This window comes from Shimazuella sp. NTD250, assembly GCF_059510375.1.
Map to the genome: position 1 here is coordinate 397,920 of NZ_JCAJZS010000001.1, position 18,647 is coordinate 416,566.

Genomic DNA, 18,647 nt, shown 5'->3' on the forward strand with positions numbered 1-18,647 from the left:
ATAGGAGTTTAATTAATTATCTGAATTCACTTTTTTTATTTAACGCTTTGATCAACAACTTCAACCATATGCTAATTTATACTGGCACATGGCATAAAAAATAAGCACGACCTACCGTTTCCAGTTAGGTCCTGCTTTATTGGGTATTATTAACTCACCCTAAAAATGTGTTACTTTGTAAAACCAATTCTCCGCGGAAATTGTTTTGCTAATAAGCGTGAAAAGGTACTACCAACAAATAGTTTGTCCAGAATTCTCCAATACGTTTTTAGAAACATGAAAAAACGGATTCACCTCGTCCCTATAAACTGGAACGAGGTGAAGGAGAGACTACTTATCCGAATGTTCCAAAAAGGGCTTCAGCCACTTAAACGTGATCAAAGAAAGTAGCCCCAGTGGCACCATCCACAAATACATGGTACCGTACCCGTACTTGACGCCAATGGTACCATATCCCCAAACTAGCAGTGCCATTAACAAGAAATCAGAAATAATCGGAAGCGCTGTCGCCATTGTCTTATTTTTTAGGCTGACAAACATACGCTGACCGATAATTTGGCTGTTCAACGCAAAAGCCATTGCCGATACCAGCAACCCAAAAAACAAGACGACTTCGTTATTGGTCATCGAAAAAACCAATGAAATTGTCGTCAAGACTACATAGATTGCTTTGATGACACGATTTACCCACCGGCTAGAAAGGAAAGATGCCAAGATCCCGCCAAGAATTAGACCAATTGTATCTCCTGTCATCACTACCCCTGCCCGTTGCGGTGAGTCGAGATAGAGAGGTACGTAATTTTGGCTGCCTTTATTAAGGCCAGTTACAATCGCTGAAGAGGACAGAACAATTAGAACAATCATTAAAGGATTAGTCGGAAGATTTACAGAAGAGCTTCTTGTAGCACTATCCTCTTTATTGTTTTGGATAGGCTCAGGCTCTTGAACCCGAAAGGCGATGATCATGGGAATCAAGCCCATCAAAATCAACAGACCCCCGATAGAGCTCCAAATGACCAGTGGATAATCACTCTGGACATAACGATAGCCAACAGCTCTCATCACAGCCCAAACGAACGCCCAAAGTGTAGAACGCACAAAGGTGAATCCAATATGTTCCTGTGGATTCTTTGGCAAGAAACTCCTAAACATCGTATTAGAAGCGATGAAAAGGACTCCATCGACTGCCGTTCTCAAACCGACCACCATGATCATTACCTTCATGCTTGATGAAGCATAGAAAGGAATGAGCAGAGCAGACGAGATGATACAGACGAAACTTACCTTGATATGTGGAATCTTCCATTTCATACTGACCAACGTGTAGGACAGCATACCAGTAAGATACCCCAAATTAATTACAGTCAGAAGAGCAGGAATATATTCGCTCTGTTCTCTTCTAGCCAGGATCAGGGGGAGAGAAGAGGAAATAAATCCCCCACCAGCAGCATTGAACACGGCTGCAAGAAGCATCCATTTGATCGCTGCTCGTGTGATCCACAGCACTTTGAAGTTTTGAATTCTGTCTCTGAAGTATGATCTGACCTCGAACAGCATTTTCCTTTATACCTATTCTCTAAGAGAAGAAACCTTCACTTCTAACAGGAAGGTCTATGGTCTAAAATGATCATATAAGAATAACTTTTCAATAACAAGTACTATATGGAATAATCTAAATTTACACTTTATTAATCAAAAATAAGCACGACCTTACCTTTGGTTATACTGGTAAGGCCGTGCTATATTAGGTTTTTATTACCCTAAAAAAGTGTTACCTTGCAAAACCAATTCTCCGCAGAAATTGTTTTGCTAATAAGCGTGAAAAGGTACCACCAACAAATAGATTGCGTCTTAATTTCCTCATGCTCTGGTTATCCATGCGAAAATACGCAATACCTGTAATGATCGCACCGATAAATGTCAGCAGATAGATGCTTCTCATGCTTATTCCCCCTTATAAGGAAGCGGTATATTCTGGAGACGACCTGCTAAGATCCTCCAGAAATAAATCATTAAGAGAGGTTAAACTTCCATCCTCTTCGACTTGGTAGATATTTTGAATTATATCTGTACCATCTGTTGTCATTTCTATATAACAATGCCAGCAATATAGTTGGTTAGTGCCTACCTTTCCCAGGTCGTGAGAATGGCAATTGGGGCAGCGAAGTAACATGGATAATCCCCTTCTTTAAAGCATTTCTTTTATTACATAGCCAGTTTCTGGAGCGATCAAAATATCTTTGTTCCAATCAACTGGCTCTTCAACTTGAAACAATTTGCGGCCTTCTCTTAAATCATTTAGAAGACCATTTGACAACTCGTACCCTACCAATGTTCCCATATCGAGAGAAAAATAGACATTTTCTACCAATCCAAGGAAAGTTCCATTGGTAAGTAGTACGGTACGTCCTTTTAAACGCTTATCACCATTGAGGAGACTTGTAAACGCTTCCTCTTTTTTGGTGAATGGGACAAGAGATTTTGCACTCTCCACCATTACAGTATCTCTGCCCATTTGGATAATATTTTTGACGGGGAGAAACCGTCGATGGCGCCACCAACCACAATGCTCTAACATGCAACCAACTAAAAATTGCTCGTTGTTAAATAAAAGATCGACAACCGCACCCAACTGTCTTCCAGACTCCTGAGCGGTGACAGTAAGTCCTATCACTTCCTGGGATTTGCGCAAGGTATTCATCCTCCTCCCGCTATCCCTTAGTGTAACTCGATTCTCTTTGTTAATACGAAGGAAGTCTTTCCATTACCATTCATCGAGAATTAAATCTTTTAAAGCAGTATTTCTCGCTTCCCCTGTTGTTTCTACGCCCCTGCGCATCGCGTCCACTTCTCCACATAGGATAAGGTAAGATTTACTTCTTGTTATCCCCGTATAAATCAAATTTCTTGCCAGCATACGGTGATAAGAAGGCAAGAACGGAAAAATGACGATAGGAAATTCAGAGCCTTGAGCTTTATGTACAGAACAAGCATAACCTAGAGATAATTGTCCCAATTGATTTCGTTTATAGGGAACCTCTTGCCGATCAAACTGTACCCAAAGTACAGGATCATCTGGTTTAGCAGAATTATCGATTGCAGAAATAAGTCCCATATCCCCGTTATATACCGGATGGTCTTGATGATTGGATAATTGTAATACTTTATCTCCAAAACGAAAAACCGTATCTCCCCATGTTATTTCTTTGACACCTTCTCGTTTTGGATTGATAATCGTTTGTATTTTTTCATTTATTCGATTTACGCCCGCTTGCCCTTTGTACATGGGAGCAAGTACTTGTATGTCAAAAAGGGTATAGCCCTTTCGAATGGCATTTTCATACGTTTGTTCAATAATCGAAACAACTTGTTCCACATGACAAGAAAAAAAACGTCTGTCTGATAATGGGATAAGTAAATTGTCAGGTAACTCCCCTTTGCGAATCGAATGAGCAAGCTGAATGATGGATGAATCTTTCGCTTGTCGAAAAATATCGGTTAGCTGAACTCTAGGAATATCGGGGACTTGCAACAAATGTTCCAATACTAACCCAGGTCCTACAGACGGAAGTTGATCAGCATCTCCAACCAATACTACTTGCATGGTAGGAGGAATCGCTCGGAAAAGTTGATTGGCAAGCCATATGTCTAACATAGAAGTTTCATCGACCACTAACAAAGATCCCTTAATTGGATTATCGGCATCATGATCGAAAAAACCACCTCGGAATCCGAGTAATCGATGAATGGTCATTGCGGGTATTCCAGTTGTCTCAGTCATGCGTTTAGCAGCTCTTCCAGTTGGTGCTACAAGACGAATAGGGAGGTTTTCTCCTTTGTTTATATCTACATCCAAATTTAGTTCATGCAGTCTCGCAAACAGATGACACAGACCTCGAATGACTGTTGTTTTTCCCGTTCCCGGACCTCCGGTTAAAATCATTAACGGAGAGGAGAGAGCCATCATCATCGCTTCTCGCTGACTCTCCGCATAATGAACTTCAAATTCTTCTTCCAACTCACCAATCGCTTCATATAAATCAGTGGCAGGAAAGGTTTTTTCGATGTTTTGACTTATCATTTGGCGGCATTTTAAGGCCATATTTACTTCTGCATAAAATAAGGTCACCAAGTAAACACGATCTTCTTCCATCATGACCTTCTTTTGTTCCAATAAGTTGCCAATAGCATCTTCAAAAATAGAAACTTCCATGATACCCAAAAGACTTTGAGACGCAGTTTCTACTTCTTGGCGAGTTAAAAATACATGGCCTTCATTGGATGCTTCTTGTAAGGAATATAAAATAGCTGCTTCATATCTTTCGGGAGCATGGGGTGGAAATCCTTGTGCTTTTGCAATTTCATCTGCTTTAAAAAATCCGATCCCTTCGATATCATCAATTAATTGGTATGGATTTTCCTTAATCACTTTAACTGTATCTTGTTTAAAACGCTGTACTACTTTAAGTGCTAAAGCAGCACCTAGTCCGTATTCATATAAGAGGACCATCGCTTCTTCCAAAGCTTGATGCTCCCCTAGACTGTTTGCTATCGTATTTGCTTGGGTATTCGATACTCCAGGAATTTCTGCTAAGGCAGCAGGGTTAGACGCAATGATGTGTAAAGCGTTTCCCCCTAGCCCAGCGACAATTTTTTCTGCTGTTTTTTTTCCAATCCCATGAAATAAGCCACTAGATAAATATTTGATGATCGCTTGTTCTGTTTTGGGGAGTTCCTTGTTTATTTTGGAGACCACATATTGTTTTCCAAAACGAGGATGTTCTCTCCATTCTCCTTCACATGAGTAATTTTCTCCTGCAATAGGACGCAAAAAATGACCGACAATCGTTATCTCATCCGATACTGATTTGTCCGAAGCCTCTTGCACTTCTATTCTATATACACCATATCCTGTATCTTCACTAAAAAACACTTCTTGAAGAACCATCCCCTTGACAAAACTATTACTCATTCTACAAAGTCTTCTTTCATTTCATGTAACACAGATTCCATGGCACACTCAGCTGAGCAGTACTTTTTGGTGTCCCACTCCATCGTACCGGTTTCAGGCAAAAATTCGTATTTACAATATTGACAGTTGTGCGCTTGGTGAACTTGGTCCATCCCTTTTCTCAGCTGTTCTACTTTTTCTTCTTCTAAACCAAACATAGTGGCAATATGATCAATAACGCTATCTTTATCATCAAAAAATAACGGGTCTTCTCTGGTATATGTATGTGGATTCCAGAAAGCCCAGCGATTATCAGATAAGTAACAAATATGATAATCCTCTGCTACAAAACTTGACGCATTCTCTAAACTTTCATAGGAGCGAAAGCCTATTTCGGCAGCTAAATTATCCAACAATGCTTGGTCGATCTCCGCCAACATCGTTTTCCAATTAATCCCATCTACCCGCTGTTCCCAATCTTCCACTTTCTCCAGCTCCTTATCTATAAAGACGGCGAACTACCTCTCCTATTTTGGTTGTAGCTGCCTTTATTTCTTCTATCGTATTATCTTTTCCAAAACTAAACCTTATGGCAGAAATGGTTATTTCCTCTGGTAATTGCATTGCTTTTAGTACATGCGACACGGACAATGTACCTGATGTGCACGCAGAACCACTAGCTGCTGCAATTCCCTCCATATCTAATTGAATCAATAAAGTTTCTGTCTCCACTCCAGGAAAACTAATATTTGCTATATGAGGCAGACATTTCTCTTGGTGCCCATTGATAACTATATTTATCGATTCAGCTTGCAATTTTTCTATAAATGACTTTTTTATTTGGACAAGATGATCCCGTCTTTGCATATGATGTTTTTTTACAAGCTCTGCGGCTTTTCCAAAGCCAACTATGCCTAATATATTTTCCGTTCCAGCTCGTTTTCGTCTTTCTTGAGCTCCACCTAATGCACGTGGTAATATTTTGACTCCATTTCGAATGTAAAGAGCACCTATCCCTTTTGGACCATAAATTTTATGGCTGGACAAGCTCATCAAGTCGATTGGCAATTTCTGAACATCTAATGGCTCTGATCCAAAAGTCTGCACTGCATCGATATGAAAGAGTATTCCAGCCTGCCTAGCAATCTCTCCAATCTCTTCCACTGGTTGGATTGTACCAATTTCATTGTTCCCATGCAGAACAGAAATAAGAGCTGTATCCGGTCGAATAGACGCTCTTACATCTTCTACCTGTATCCTTCCAAACTTGTCCACAGGCAAATATGTAACATCATAACCAAAACGCTCCAAATACTTGCATGCGTCTAACACTGCATGGTGTTCGATTTGCGTCGTGATTAAATGCTTTTTCTCTGCTGGTTGAGCATGCATAATACCGATGAGTGCAAGATTATCTGCTTCCGTTCCGCCACTTGTAAAAACAAGCTGACTAGGTTCAGCACCAATAGCACTTGCTACTTGGCTCCTTGCCGTGTCAATAGCTGCCCGCGTTTGTCGACCAAAAGCATGAATACTAGAAGGATTTCCAAACAGGCCTTCCAGATATGGTAACATAGCTTCTCGAACTTCTGCATCAAGCGGAGTGGTTGCAGCATTATCCAAATAAATCAACATATGCTATCACATTCCATATATTTTTTTCCTGAGCTTATTTATTAGGATCATCCTTTTTCACACAAAAAATTGTGTTAGATCACCTAAGAACATATATTCTACAAATAGCAAAAATCACCTCCTTTTGATAAAACAGCAAAGAAACAGGAGGTTTTCCACCAATCTTTAGATATAAAACATATAGTTATCAGTATTACCATCTGAATCAAATTGGATAAGCATTGCCAGTGTGGTAGAATCGAGTTCAGTTGCTATTGCATCCCGAATTCGCTTCCATAAATCGCGTCTGGCCGGATTATCTTCTTCCGTAAATTCTACAGGGCTGATAGGCCCTTCTAAGACACGGATAATATCCCCAGCAGTAATTTCCTCTGGAGATTTTGCTAATTTATAACCGCCGTATGCTCCACGTATACTGCGAACTAATCCAGCATTACGTAATGGTGCAATCAATTGCTCTAAATAATGTTCAGACAAATCATGTCTTTCTGCTACCCGCTTTAAAGGGATCGGACCTTGTCCATATCGTGTTGCTAAGTCCATCATAATCGTTAAACCATATCGCCCTTTTGTCGATATCTTCAAAATAACACCTCATTCATTTTTATCATAACGAAAACATTTCATAAATCAATATCTTCTTACGTGAGCTCCTAAAGATAAAGCTAGTTATCCTCTACTATACGAGAAATCTTCTTACCTGTCTTGTTTTTTTAGTAGATAAGAGTGTATAAATTGTATCTTATCTACAAAGCGAGACTAGGAGCATAGCGACGTAGCGAGGCTTGTGCCCATGTCTGAGGTGCATAAGTGCAACTAGGCCTCTGTCTGCGCCTTGAAAGGCAAGACACATCGCCAAGTTTTCTTTATAAATGATTTCCGAATTTTCTTGGATAATTTTGGTTTAATAAAAGGAGTGATTTCCATGGATTTATTTACTCATCTCAGCGAAGAAGCAAAACGGACAAAAGGTCCACTCGCAGCACGAATGCGACCGCGTACTTTAGAAGAATTTGTTGGTCAAAAACACATAATTGGTAAAGGTACCTTATTGCGACGTGCCATTGAAGCAGATCAGCTCACATCTCTCATTTTACATGGGCCTCCTGGTACAGGTAAAACAACATTAGCTGAAATCATTGCAAACAGCACAAATGCTGCCTTTGTTAAAGCTCATGCTGTTGGTACTGGTGCAAATGACATCAAACAAATTGCAAAAGATGCTATTCATCGACTTGCCATGGAAAATGTAAGAACCATATTATTTATTGATGAAATACATCGACTAAACAGAGCACAACAAGATGTTCTATTGCCAGATGTAGAAGATGGCGGACTCATTCTCATCGGTGCTACGACAGAGAATCCTTCCTATGAAGTGAACACCGCCTTGTTATCGCGTTCGCTCGTATTTGAACTGAAACCGCTGACGGATCTTGAAGTAATCTCGATTTTAAAACGTGCACTTGAGGATAAACAAAGAGGTTTAGGTAATTTCCAATGTCAAATAGAGGATGAAGCTATCACCCACCTCGCACAAAAATCTGGCGGGGATACAAGACATGCTTTAAATGCTTTGGATTTAGCTGTCATCACGACAAGACCCAATTCCGAAGGAATTCGCCATGTAACATTAGCTGTAGCGGAAGAGTCCATCCAACAGAAGCGCATCCGTTATGATAAAAAAGGAGATGGTCATTACGACTCGATCTCTGCTTTTATCAAGAGTATGCGAGGTTCTGATCCAGATGCAACTTTATATTATTTGGCTAAAATGCTCCTAGCTGGAGAAGATCCAAAATTTATTGCCCGGCGGATATTGATACAAGCTGCGGAAGATGTCGGTCTTGCTGATCCTAGAGCATTGATGGTAGCCTCAGCCGCCGCTCATGCTGTTGAATATGTAGGTATGCCGGAAGCGCGCATTCCCCTTGCTGAAGCAGCTCTCTACCTAGCCACAGCACCCAAAAGTAATTCTGCGTACAAAGGTATTAATGAAGCAATGGAGATCGTAAAAAAAGAATACGATGGAGAAGTCCCTGCTCACCTTCAAAATCATAAGCAAGAAAAATATAAGTACCCTCATGACTATGAAAATCACTTTGTTGAACAGCAATATTTACCTTTGGAACATAAGAACAAGCAAATATATCAACCTAGCTCAATGGGATACGAAGGAAAATTAATCGAGCATCTAAATTGGATCAAAGGGAAAAGGAAGGGTGGAGAACAACATGAATAAACCAACAAAAATATTAGCTATTTCCGGCAGTTTGAGAGAAAGCTCCTTTAGCACAAAAATATTAAAACACATAGGGAATTTTGCACCAGAGAATGTAACATTTACACTTACAGATAAATTGGGGAAACTTCCTCACTTCAATCCCGATATCGACCATGATCAAGCTTATACAGAAGTAGAAGCATTTCGCTCAGAACTCAAATCGGCAGATGGAGTCATTATCAGTACACCTGAATATGCAAAAGGAGTACCAGGAGTATTAAAAAACGCACTGGATTGGATCGTCTCATCAGGTGAATTTATCGATAAACCAACTGCTGTTATTAGTGCCTCACCTATGACTACTGGCGGAGAAGAGGCGGTGAGGTCGCTGTTGCTTACGCTGGGCATGATCAGCGCCTATATTCCAGAGGGAGCAGCCTTAAGCGTTCCACAAGTTAGTTTAAAGATTGATACAGAAGGTAATATTAACGATCCTTCCCTAAAGAAAGATCTTGAACAAATACTTTCGATCCTAGTAAATAAGTGAGGGGAATTACCATCCCCTTTATATTTACGATCAACAGAAAATGGATGATCATCTACCAGCAACCATACACGCATAAATTTGTTTTGCCTGTCCCAAACCAAATTTCTCCTCACTTATTCCTCAAAAAATAATATGGAGTGAAATCTTTCTCTATCATATTTTATCCTCAGCCAAACATTAACACTTTTTTAACTCTTGGAACTTTTCCACAATCCCATATACATCGTGCCAATCTGTAATACGAGGTAAATTAGGATGGAGATGACGATTGTAACAAGCATCTACGACTATTGTTGGGATTCCACCAGCAACTAACTTATTTAAATGCTCTTCTGCATCTTCGAAAAACAAGTCAACTCCTAGTTTTTTTGCCACCTTTGCTTTATTGATCGAGTTCATATGAAGATTTCTCCCGTTGTACGGGAAGTTATGTTTTTTAAGCCAGAGTTTCGTCACACGACGGATTTTCTCCATCCCTGGTCTAGCAGTAACAAAATAAACTTCATGCCCATCCTTGACGAGATTATTCAACACTTCAGAAGCATGGGGAAGAGGTAAACCGAGTGTGTATATCTTCTCTTCTAACCGGCGCCATGTTTTACGGCCTTCTTGAGGTGTAAGACCAAATGGTTTATCTAAATAAAAATCAGGTACATCTTCTATATGTACTTCTTTGCCGAACTCTTTGTTATAGACTTCTATTGCCGCTTTATGGGTATCTTTAATTGTCCCGTCGATATCTATGCCAAATCTCAACTTCATACCTTAACCCCTTTCTACTTGTAAATAGTATAAAACAAAAAAAGCCCCGTTATGCCGTGGCTCCTAAGTTTTGAACCTGCCCGTATTCAAAAGCAGGTGGGTGCTTTGCATCTGCATTCGTAGATCCCCCTTAAAGAGGCTCCCAGTCCAACAGATGACCCAAGCTCCCGCAGAAAAAGTGTTGGCTCAAAACTTCGGTGGCCCTCGCACATCGCAGGGTCTTTTCTTACATTTATAGTAGCATAAAGATTACCAGAAGGCAACAAAAACCAGAATGAAAGCGGTTTATTTTTTGAAATGTTTTCACACTTTTCCAAATAAAACAGCTCGAAACTTTATAGACAGGAGAAAACGCTAAGATTTTTCATCTTAGCGTTTTAAAATAATAAACCATTTTTAAATTTTTATCGCACTGCATGTTTGTTTGATATTTTAATATGGAGGTCTGTCAGTTGTTTTTCATCTACTTCGGAAGGCGCCTCTGTCATGAGATCGCTGGCACTAGCAGTTTTTGGGAAAGCAATACATTCACGCAGATTTTTTACGCCTGCTAGTAACATGATGATTCGGTCAAAACCAAATGCCATGCCGCCATGAGGCGGTGCACCAAATTCAAAAGCATCTAGCAAAAAGCCGAATTTCGATTTTGCCTCTTCTTGTGAAATTCCTAACAGATCAAACATTTTCATTTGCAGTTCACGATTGTAGATCCGCTGACTTCCACTAGACAATTCATATCCATTTAGTACGAGGTCATGTGCCTGGGAGCGGACTGATCCAAGATCACTATCCAATAATGGAATATCTTCTTCCACTGGCATCGTAAATGGATGGTGCGCTGGAACATACTGACCCGATTCTTCATCCAATTCAAACAGCGGAAATTCGGTAATCCATGCAAATGCATATTTACTTTCATCTATTAAGTCAAGTGCTCGACCAAGACGCAAACGAAGCTCACCCATCACATTTGCGACAGCCTTCGGTTGATCTGCCATGATATAGATGACGTCCCCTGTTGATGTTCCTGTTAACTCTTTGATCTTTGCTATTTCCTCTTCCGAGACAAACTTAGCGACAGATCCTTTCACTCCTTCTTCTTTGAAAGCTAGCCAAGCTAACCCTTTTGCCCCGAGTTCTTGTGCAACACCCACCCAAGTCTCTACTTCTTTCCGACTCCAGTTTGCTTTACCTGGAACTACGATTGCTTTTAATACACCGCCAGACTGGATAGCGTTTTGGAATACTTGAAAAGAATTCTGCTGCAAAGCTCGGGAAACATCTACTAATTCCATCCCAAAACGGAGGTCAGGCTTATCCGAACCATATCGTTCCATCGCTTCTCGATAAGAAATGCGCGGAAAAGGACTTTGGATATCTACACCAAGTGTCTCTTTCCAAAGGGTTACAAACATTTCTTCCATCATCGTAAATAAATCTTCTAGAGGCAAAAAGGACATTTCTAAATCGATTTGCGTAAATTCTGGCTGCCGGTCTGCACGCAAGTCTTCATCACGGAAACATCTAGCGATCTGAAAATAACGCTCCATCCCAGCGACCATAAACAATTGCTTGAAGAGCTGAGGGGATTGAGGTAAGGCGTAAAACTCCCCTTTGTGGATTCTGCTTGGAACCAAATAATCACGCGCACCTTCAGGAGTACTTTTGGTAAGAATCGGCGTTTCTAGTTCTACAAATCCCTGGCTATCCAAATATCTGCGAACTACTTGCATTGCTTTATGGCGGAGCATCAGCGTTTGTTGCATTTTTGGACGACGCAGATCGAGATAGCGGTATTTTAAGCGGACACTCTCATCGACATCGACCCGATCTTGAATCGGAAAAGGTGGTGTTTTTGCTGAATTAAAGAGATGTATTTGCTCTCCCTTCACTTCTAATTCACCAGTAGAAATATTAGGATTAACAGTATCAGCTGAGCGCTTTACCACTTTCCCTGTGATGGACACAACATACTCACTTCTCACCGAATCGGCTATGCTTACAGCCTCTGCAGAAATATCAGGGTTGAACACTACTTGCATCGTACCTGTACGATCACGAATATCAAGAAAAATAACTCCACCTAGGTCTCGACGGGATTGTACCCATCCATTTATGGTCACTTGTTCATCTAATGCCTGTACACAAGCATCAATATAATGCGTTCGAAACATCTCTTTTACTTTCCCTCCAATAAATAGGAGACCAATTGATCCATAGCTATGGATTTTTGTTCACCTGTTTCCATCTGTTTCACTTGAATTTTTCCACTTGCTAACTCTTCATCACCAAGAATGGCTACATAGCGAGCTTTGTAACGATTAGCCGTTTTAAATTGAGCTTTCATCTTACGATCTAAGTAATCTCGTTCTGCTTTTAACCCTGCCTCACGCAGCTCTCCGAGCAAACGAACAGATGCAACTTGCGCTTTTTCACCCATCGTAACAAGATAACAATCCATCGGTTTGGAGGATGGAATAGCCACATTTTGTTCTTTTAAAGCCAATAAAACTCTTTCCAAACCTATGCCAAACCCAATGCCTGGAACTTCCGGGCCACCTAATTCCTGAACTAAGCCATTGTAGCGTCCTCCGCCACCAATTACTCCAGCCTGCGCTCCCAATGCTTCGATCACAAACTCAAAAGCAGTTTGAGTGTAGTAATCCAAGCCACGAACCAAACGATCATTTACTTGGAAAGGAACTTGCAGCTCTTGTAAGTAAAATTGGACACGATCGAAATTTTCCATGCTTGCTTTGTCTAGTGAATCTAAGATGGATGGAGCATTTGCAGCTATTTCCTGTGTTCGTTTCACCTTGCTGTCTAATATCCTCATCGGATTGCGATAAAGACGTGACTTCGCATCTGGATCTAGTTCCGCTTCAAAAGGGGCAAAGTATTCGATCAATTTTTCAAAATATTTAGCTCTGATCTCTGGAGTCCCCACATTATTAATCCCAACTTGCACACCTGAAATCCCGAGTGTTCGATAAAACGCGAGACCTAACGAAATGACTTCAGCATCGAGTGCTGGGTCATCGCTTCCAAATACCTCTACTCCAAACTGGTGAAACTGACGGTACCTTCCTGCTTGCGGACGTTCATATCGAAACATCGGTCCAAAATAATACAGCTTTACAGGAAGCGATTCTCCATACATTTTGTTCTCAACAAAGGAGCGGACAACACCTGCCGTACCTTCTGGACGAAGGGTCAAAGATCGTTTTTTTCGATCCAAAAAGGTGTACATTTCTTTTTCCACAATATCTGTCGTCTCTCCGACCCCCCGCTCAAAAAGGGACGTTTCTTCAAAAATTGGTGTACGTACTTCTTCATAAGCGTATCGCACACACAATTCTCTGGCTACTTTTTCTAAGTAATGCCAAGTAGTCACCTCGTTTGGCAAGATATCATATGTACCGCGTGGAATACCCATATTTTTTGCTGACCTCCTTTTATTGAAATTAAAAAATCTCCCGCCACTGACCTTATTGTCAGGGACGAGAGATTGGTAAACAATCTTTAAAAAACCCGTGGTACCACCCTAATTGAAAACAGATAAAAAGTTTTCCACTTCTTGTCCGTTATCGCAGGATATGCGTCTAGCTCTACTCCCTCTACTGGTTTCGCACTAGAACCTCTGGGTGTCATTCGCCGAATCGTAACTGGAGAACCTTACAGCCTATGAGTTCTCCTCTCTTCAAGTTCGTTACTCGATTACTATTCCCATCATTGGTGGTTCGTATGTAGTTGAATGTATTAGTGCAATGAAGTATGTGAAAGAAAGTGTAATCTTTGTTTAAGATTATATGAAGATTATGTTGTGGTGTCAAGCATATAAACATCTAATATTTACAATGTAACCGCTCTTAATTATGTCTATTTTGTGACAGAATAGATGTATTTGTGAAACCGCTAACATTTTTATAGGAACCCAAGTGTGCTACAATATTTGCGATTACATACGAAGGTGAGAGGTTAAAAATGAAACTATTTTTTATTCTTGGAAGTATCTTAATGGCGCTTGCTGTAGCAATTGGAGCTTTTGGAGCACATGGATTAGCAGGTAAAGTAAGTGAAAAAATGCTCGCCAATTGGCAAACAGGTGCTCATTACCATATCGTTCATGCTCTAGCCATCATCATTATCGCATTAACCATGGCCAAATTTGGCAATAGCGGATTGCTCACGACTGCTGCTTGGTTGATCTTCGTCGGTATTATCTTTTTCTCTGGAAGTCTGTATATCATGGTGCTTACAAATGTAAAAGTACTCGGAGCCATTACACCAATCGGTGGAGTTGCCTTTATCGCTGGCTGGATTGTTTATGCTGTAGCAATAGCAAAATTAATTCCTTAGTGATTGTATTTTTATGAGCTCCATAGTATGATTATTCATAATCAAGTCCCCTAGAGAAAAAAGGGATGGAATGCCTCCTTGTTTGATGGACACCATGATCCGAGACATCAAGGAACTGGCTGAACGCTTCAACCAGTTGCTCGGCAACAGGGTTCCGTTTCACCTCTCCGGCATCAAGTTGATGCTGGTCTTGGAAAACACCTCGCTTGAAGGTGACGAAATCCAGATCGAAACAGTCAAGATTTCGGAGGATGCCAAGACGCTGGAAATCGTCCTGACTGGCAAGCACACCTTCGAGTCCGAACAAAATGAAGGCAAGCTTGAGGTTGTAACCGTCGAATCGAGGAAGTTGATCTTCACGGTTCAGGATGATGAAGAACTCCCTATTCCTGTCCTCCTTGTCACAGTTGAAAACGTGACAGGGGAACAGCCCATCTCCATTCTGGAGAATGAACCCTGCCGTTTGGGAGAGGTCACTTTCGGGAAGTTCCGCTCCTTCTTCGAACTGTAGTTCCAGCAACTGAGTGAGTGCCCAGTTTGTGTTCTATATGAATACTAACTGGGCACTCGTGCGTTTTATCTAAAATATACTTATCCGATAGGAAATAATAAAATTAACAATCTCTTTACATGAGGACTTTCTAAACACATGCTATAATAGCTCCACACCGTCAGACAGAAGGGATAACGGTGAACCAACTTCAAACAGTCTTTCATCAGGTCGAGCCGATCAATGATTGGCTTCGAAACCAAGGCTTGAATACTGAGGTCCCTACTCCCTTGTCACCTCCCACCGAGGACCATGTCACTTACGGACTAGAGACGTATGTTCTTACCAACTACACCATCTTCTTCGCAGGCAACAAGCTTTTCTTCACAGCAGAGGGATGGAAGAACGACATGCACAAGGTCACAAGGGTTCGGAGAATCTCCATCTCATCCGAGGGGCGCGTGAGTATCACTGAATACATCCGAGAGGTGAATGGAAATAAGTTGGGAAAGCAGATTCCGATCATCGAACCCATCACCAAGAACTTTGATGAAGTTGGTCCGGAAGACATCCGCTTCTGGTAGGTAGTTCTTTCGGCACAATGCACCCCTGTCCCCTTTCAAGGACAGGGGTGTCCGACGTTTTCGAAGCAGAAAAATAAAATAAACAAATTTGTGATAATATATAGGAACACCTTGTCACCTGAAGAATCGAGGCAGCAGTGGAACCCAGAGACGAATTCGTACAGGATCGGGATTGGTACTATCAATTGATGGGGTATGTTCTCCAACAGTTGGGGCAGAACAAAAGCTATCCAGACCCTGACGATGCAGATGAAAGGCTGTTACTGGACAACTTCAGCATCTCCGTTCAGGAGGATGGCTTCATCATTGTTGCGACAGCAACCAAAAATGGAACTCCTCTGGTCACGAAGGTGTTCACCTACCATGAGGTAGAAGGAGACAGTGGTAAAGCCACTATTATCTGCACGGTAAAGTTCTACAACGACTATCTCCCACCTAAGGAAGCATTATATCAAGATGAAGATAAAACCAAGGTGAAACCCAAGACTGTATGTGAAATATGGCAGACGGTCTAAAGCTGCCTTGCCTGATCACGATGATCAGGCAAGGCAGCAACGATAACAATAATTCCTCATAAAAAAAAGCCTGATCGATAAGGATCAGGCTTTTGTATACCTTTCTTACAGTAATTTCTCCAGTTGTTCCATTACATTTTCCACATTAAATCCAAATTTCTTGAGTAACAGGTCTCCAGGTGCAGAAGCTCCAAAGTGATTGATACCGATTACTGTTCCTTTTTCTCCCACATATTTATCCCAGCCCATAGGATGTGCTGCTTCAATCGCAACACGTGCGGTGAGATTGCTTGGGATGATGTTTTCTTTTTCCGCATGAGTCAAGTGATCGAAGTTTTCCCGACATGGCATACTTACTACTCGTACATGTACGCCTTTTTCTGCCAGCTTTTGTTGTGCTTTTACTGCTAATGCTACTTCAGAGCCAGTAGCAATGAGCACTCCCTTTTCCTCACCTTGCGCTGGCGAAACAACATATGCCCCCTGTTTTACGATCTCTATCTTTTTGCCAACTGTTCCAGGCAGCACAGGCAGGTTTTGTCTGCTTAAAATAAGGGCAACAGGATGATCTTGTGACTTTAATGCATATTCCCATGCAGCAACGGTTTCATTTGCATCAGCAGGTCGAACCACTTTCAATCCAGGAATCAAGCGCAGAGATGGGATGTGTTCTACTGGCTCATGTGTTGGTCCATCTTCGCCGACAGCAATACTATCATGAGTAAAAACATAAGTCACTGGTAACTGCGAAAGTGCCGCTAGCCGAATAGACGGACGCAGGTAGTCAGAGAAAACTAAGAAAGTAGCACCAAAAACATGAAGCCCTCCATGCAGTGCCATTCCATTTAATGCTCCACCCATCCCATGCTCGCGAACCCCAAACCAAATATTGCGGCCTGCATAATCGTCGGCACCAAAATTAGCATCGTCTTTCATTGTCGTACTATTAGAAGATGCTAAGTCTGCTGATCCTCCAAAGAGCGTTGGAATTTCTTTCGCCAATACTTGCAGCGCTTTTCCAGATGCTGCTCTTGTAGCAATTCCCTTTTCATCTGCTTCAAAAGTTGGCAGATGTTCTGCCCAATCTGTGAGCAATTCCCTAGCAAATGCTTGTTTGATTTGATTTGCTAAGATTGGGTACTCCTTTGCATAGCTTTCAAACATTTGATTCCACTGCGTTTCGGCTTTCGCTAATTCATTTCTGATCGCAGAGAAGTTTTCAGATACTTCAGCAGGCACATAAAAAGGAGCTTCCTCTGTCCATTTGTAAGCAAGACGTGCACCTGCTACTTCTTTCGCACCAAGTGGTTTCCCATGGGCTTCGGATGTTCCAGCGCGGCCAGGGCTGCCATAGCCAATGATCGTACGTACTTCAATCAAAGTTGGTTTCGACGATTCTTGTTTTGCTTGTTCGATAGCTTGATTAATAGCTTCCATATCATTTCCATCTTCTACATGCAACACTTGCCATCCATTGGCTTCAAAGCGTTTGGATGTCTGTTCGGAAAAAGATTTGGAAAGATCGCCATCGAGGGATATACTATTCGAATCGTACAATACGATCAATTTGCCTAGTTGTAGATGACCTGCCAAAGATGTTGCTTCTTGAGCAATACCTTCCATCAAGTCTCCGTCACCACATATTGCATATGTAAAGTGATCGATTACATCATATCCATCACGATTATAGGTTGCTGCTAAATGACGTTCTGCCATAGCCATTCCGACTGCATTGGCAATCCCTTGCCCTAGCGGACCTGTTGTAGCTTCTACACCAACTGTATGTTTCACCTCTGGGTGACCTGGTGTCAAACTGCCCCATTGGCGGAATTCTTTTAAGTCATCGATAGTCAAACCATATCCAAATAAATGTAGCAAACTATACAACAGTGCTGAACCGTGCCCGGCCGATAAAATAAAACGATCACGGTTATACCAATCTGGGTTTTGAGGATTGTGCTTTAATTGCTTAGCCCAAAGCGTATAAGCCATTGGGGCCGCACCCATTGGTAAACCAGGGTGTCCAGAATTTGCTTGTTCAACCTGGTCAATGGATAACATCCTGATAGTATTAATGGAAAGTTGATCGATTGTCATAAAATATCCTCCTTTTACTCCATCTCATTATAGCACGCAAAACTAAAAACTATCCAAGATAAGGGTGACTGGTCCGTCATTTACTAATTCCACATCCATCATTGCCCCGAAAATTCCTGTTTCCACTTTAACTCCTTTGGCAAGAAGTTCTTGATTCCATTTATCATATAAGGATAGCGCTTCTTCTGGACGTGCTGCTGCCATAAAATTAGGCCTTCTTCCTTTTCGACAATCTCCATAAAGCGTGAATTGGGAAACGGAAAGAATACTGCCCCCCACATCCAGCAGTGATTTATTCATTTTTCCGTGTTCATCTTCAAATATTCGCAAGTTCACTACCTTATCAGCAAGATATACGATTTCTTTTTCACTATCACCGTCTGTAAAACCAACAAATAAAAGGAGCCCGTGATCAATGGCTCCTACGATGTTCCCATCTACTGTAACACTTGCTTTGCTTACACGCTGTAACAATACTCGCAA

The 18,647-nt window shown here is 41.3% G+C and carries 19 protein-coding genes, 1 other RNA gene and 1 other annotated feature; of the genes, 6 read left to right on the forward strand and 14 right to left on the reverse strand.

Features of this window, described 5'->3' with window-relative positions:
- Positions 1-330 precede the first annotated feature (330 nt).
- The 8 genes from AC5WOF_RS02075 to cymR all read right to left on the reverse strand — a co-directional run bounded on the left by AC5WOF_RS02075 (position 331) and on the right by cymR (position 7,171).
- On the reverse strand, positions 331-1,506 hold the full coding sequence (locus tag AC5WOF_RS02075) for an MFS transporter (RefSeq protein ID WP_496048294.1): 1,176 nt from the start codon (positions 1,504-1,506) through the stop codon (positions 331-333).
- A gap of 265 nt (positions 1,507-1,771) precedes the next feature.
- Positions 1,772-1,942 (reverse strand): hypothetical protein, encoded by a 171-nt coding sequence (locus AC5WOF_RS02080; protein WP_496048295.1) that lies wholly within the window; start codon positions 1,940-1,942, stop codon positions 1,772-1,774.
- A gap of 12 nt (positions 1,943-1,954) precedes the next feature.
- Positions 1,955-2,173 carry a YrzR-like zinc ribbon domain gene (locus tag AC5WOF_RS02085; RefSeq protein ID WP_496048296.1) on the reverse strand — a complete coding sequence of 73 codons (219 nt, stop codon included), beginning with the start codon at positions 2,171-2,173 and terminating at the stop codon, positions 1,955-1,957.
- A gap of 15 nt (positions 2,174-2,188) precedes the next feature.
- Positions 2,189-2,692 carry a PRC-barrel domain-containing protein gene (locus AC5WOF_RS02090; RefSeq protein WP_496048297.1) on the reverse strand — a complete coding sequence of 168 codons (504 nt, stop codon included), beginning with the start codon at positions 2,690-2,692 and terminating at the stop codon, positions 2,189-2,191.
- A gap of 72 nt (positions 2,693-2,764) precedes the next feature.
- On the reverse strand, positions 2,765-4,972 hold the full coding sequence (recD2, locus tag AC5WOF_RS02095; RefSeq protein ID WP_496048298.1) for an SF1B family DNA helicase RecD2: 2,208 nt from the start codon (positions 4,970-4,972) through the stop codon (positions 2,765-2,767).
- Positions 4,969-5,436, reverse strand: coding sequence for a hypothetical protein (locus AC5WOF_RS02100; RefSeq protein WP_496048299.1), 468 nt, complete (start codon positions 5,434-5,436; stop codon positions 4,969-4,971). The genes recD2 and AC5WOF_RS02100 overlap by 4 nt, the downstream gene beginning before the upstream one ends.
- A gap of 13 nt (positions 5,437-5,449) precedes the next feature.
- Positions 5,450-6,586: a cysteine desulfurase family protein gene (locus tag AC5WOF_RS02105; protein WP_496048300.1), complete on the reverse strand. Its 1,137-nt coding sequence runs from the start codon at positions 6,584-6,586 to the stop codon at positions 5,450-5,452.
- Between the two features lie 165 nt (positions 6,587-6,751).
- Complete coding sequence (gene cymR / locus AC5WOF_RS02110) at positions 6,752-7,171, reverse strand: cysteine metabolism transcriptional regulator CymR (RefSeq protein WP_496048301.1); 420 nt, start codon at positions 7,169-7,171, stop codon at positions 6,752-6,754.
- Positions 7,172-7,511: 340 nt separating this feature from the next.
- Between cymR and AC5WOF_RS02115 the strand changes: the two genes are divergently transcribed.
- Entirely contained in the window at positions 7,512-8,828 is a 1,317-nt protein-coding gene (locus tag AC5WOF_RS02115) for a replication-associated recombination protein A (RefSeq protein WP_496048302.1), read from the forward strand.
- Positions 8,821-9,357 (forward strand): NADPH-dependent FMN reductase, encoded by a 537-nt coding sequence (locus AC5WOF_RS02120; protein WP_496048303.1) that lies wholly within the window; start codon positions 8,821-8,823, stop codon positions 9,355-9,357. The genes AC5WOF_RS02115 and AC5WOF_RS02120 overlap by 8 nt, the downstream gene beginning before the upstream one ends.
- A gap of 177 nt (positions 9,358-9,534) precedes the next feature.
- Here AC5WOF_RS02120 and AC5WOF_RS02125 read toward each other — a convergent pair whose 3' ends face one another.
- The 4 genes from AC5WOF_RS02125 to hisS form a co-directional block, all read right to left on the reverse strand.
- The gene (locus AC5WOF_RS02125; protein WP_496048304.1) at positions 9,535-10,119 is read right to left on the reverse strand and encodes a 5' nucleotidase, NT5C type; all 585 of its coding nucleotides are present in this window, start codon (positions 10,117-10,119) and stop codon (positions 9,535-9,537) included.
- A gap of 39 nt (positions 10,120-10,158) precedes the next feature.
- Positions 10,159-10,342: non-coding RNA, 6S RNA (ssrS, locus tag AC5WOF_RS02130), on the reverse strand.
- Positions 10,343-10,523: 181 nt separating this feature from the next.
- Positions 10,524-12,293, reverse strand: a complete 1,770-nt coding sequence (gene aspS, locus AC5WOF_RS02135; protein ID WP_496048305.1) for an aspartate--tRNA ligase — start codon at positions 12,291-12,293, stop codon at positions 10,524-10,526.
- Positions 12,294-12,298: 5 nt separating this feature from the next.
- On the reverse strand, positions 12,299-13,555 hold the full coding sequence (gene hisS / locus AC5WOF_RS02140; RefSeq protein WP_496048306.1) for a histidine--tRNA ligase: 1,257 nt from the start codon (positions 13,553-13,555) through the stop codon (positions 12,299-12,301).
- Positions 13,556-13,612: 57 nt separating this feature from the next.
- Positions 13,613-13,861: a binding site (T-box leader), on the reverse strand.
- Positions 13,862-14,103: 242 nt separating this feature from the next.
- Here hisS and AC5WOF_RS02145 point away from each other — a divergent pair.
- The 4 genes from AC5WOF_RS02145 to AC5WOF_RS02160 all read left to right on the forward strand — a co-directional run bounded on the left by AC5WOF_RS02145 (position 14,104) and on the right by AC5WOF_RS02160 (position 16,067).
- Positions 14,104-14,478, forward strand: a complete 375-nt coding sequence (locus AC5WOF_RS02145) for a DUF423 domain-containing protein (protein ID WP_496048307.1) — start codon at positions 14,104-14,106, stop codon at positions 14,476-14,478.
- A gap of 85 nt (positions 14,479-14,563) precedes the next feature.
- Positions 14,564-14,989 (forward strand): hypothetical protein, encoded by a 426-nt coding sequence (locus tag AC5WOF_RS02150; RefSeq protein WP_496048308.1) that lies wholly within the window; start codon positions 14,564-14,566, stop codon positions 14,987-14,989.
- A 179-nt stretch (positions 14,990-15,168) separates the two neighbouring features.
- Positions 15,169-15,552, forward strand: a complete 384-nt coding sequence (locus AC5WOF_RS02155) for a hypothetical protein (protein WP_496048309.1) — start codon at positions 15,169-15,171, stop codon at positions 15,550-15,552.
- A 137-nt stretch (positions 15,553-15,689) separates the two neighbouring features.
- Positions 15,690-16,067, forward strand: coding sequence for a hypothetical protein (locus AC5WOF_RS02160; protein ID WP_496048310.1), 378 nt, complete (start codon positions 15,690-15,692; stop codon positions 16,065-16,067).
- 105 nt (positions 16,068-16,172) lie between these two features.
- Here the strand turns inward: AC5WOF_RS02160 and tkt are convergent, their stop codons facing one another.
- Together tkt and dtd are read right to left on the reverse strand one after the other, a co-directional pair.
- Positions 16,173-18,164: a transketolase gene (gene tkt, locus AC5WOF_RS02165; RefSeq protein WP_496048311.1), complete on the reverse strand. Its 1,992-nt coding sequence runs from the start codon at positions 18,162-18,164 to the stop codon at positions 16,173-16,175.
- Between the two features lie 42 nt (positions 18,165-18,206).
- On the reverse strand, positions 18,207-18,647 hold the full coding sequence (dtd, locus tag AC5WOF_RS02170; protein ID WP_496048312.1) for a D-aminoacyl-tRNA deacylase: 441 nt from the start codon (positions 18,645-18,647) through the stop codon (positions 18,207-18,209).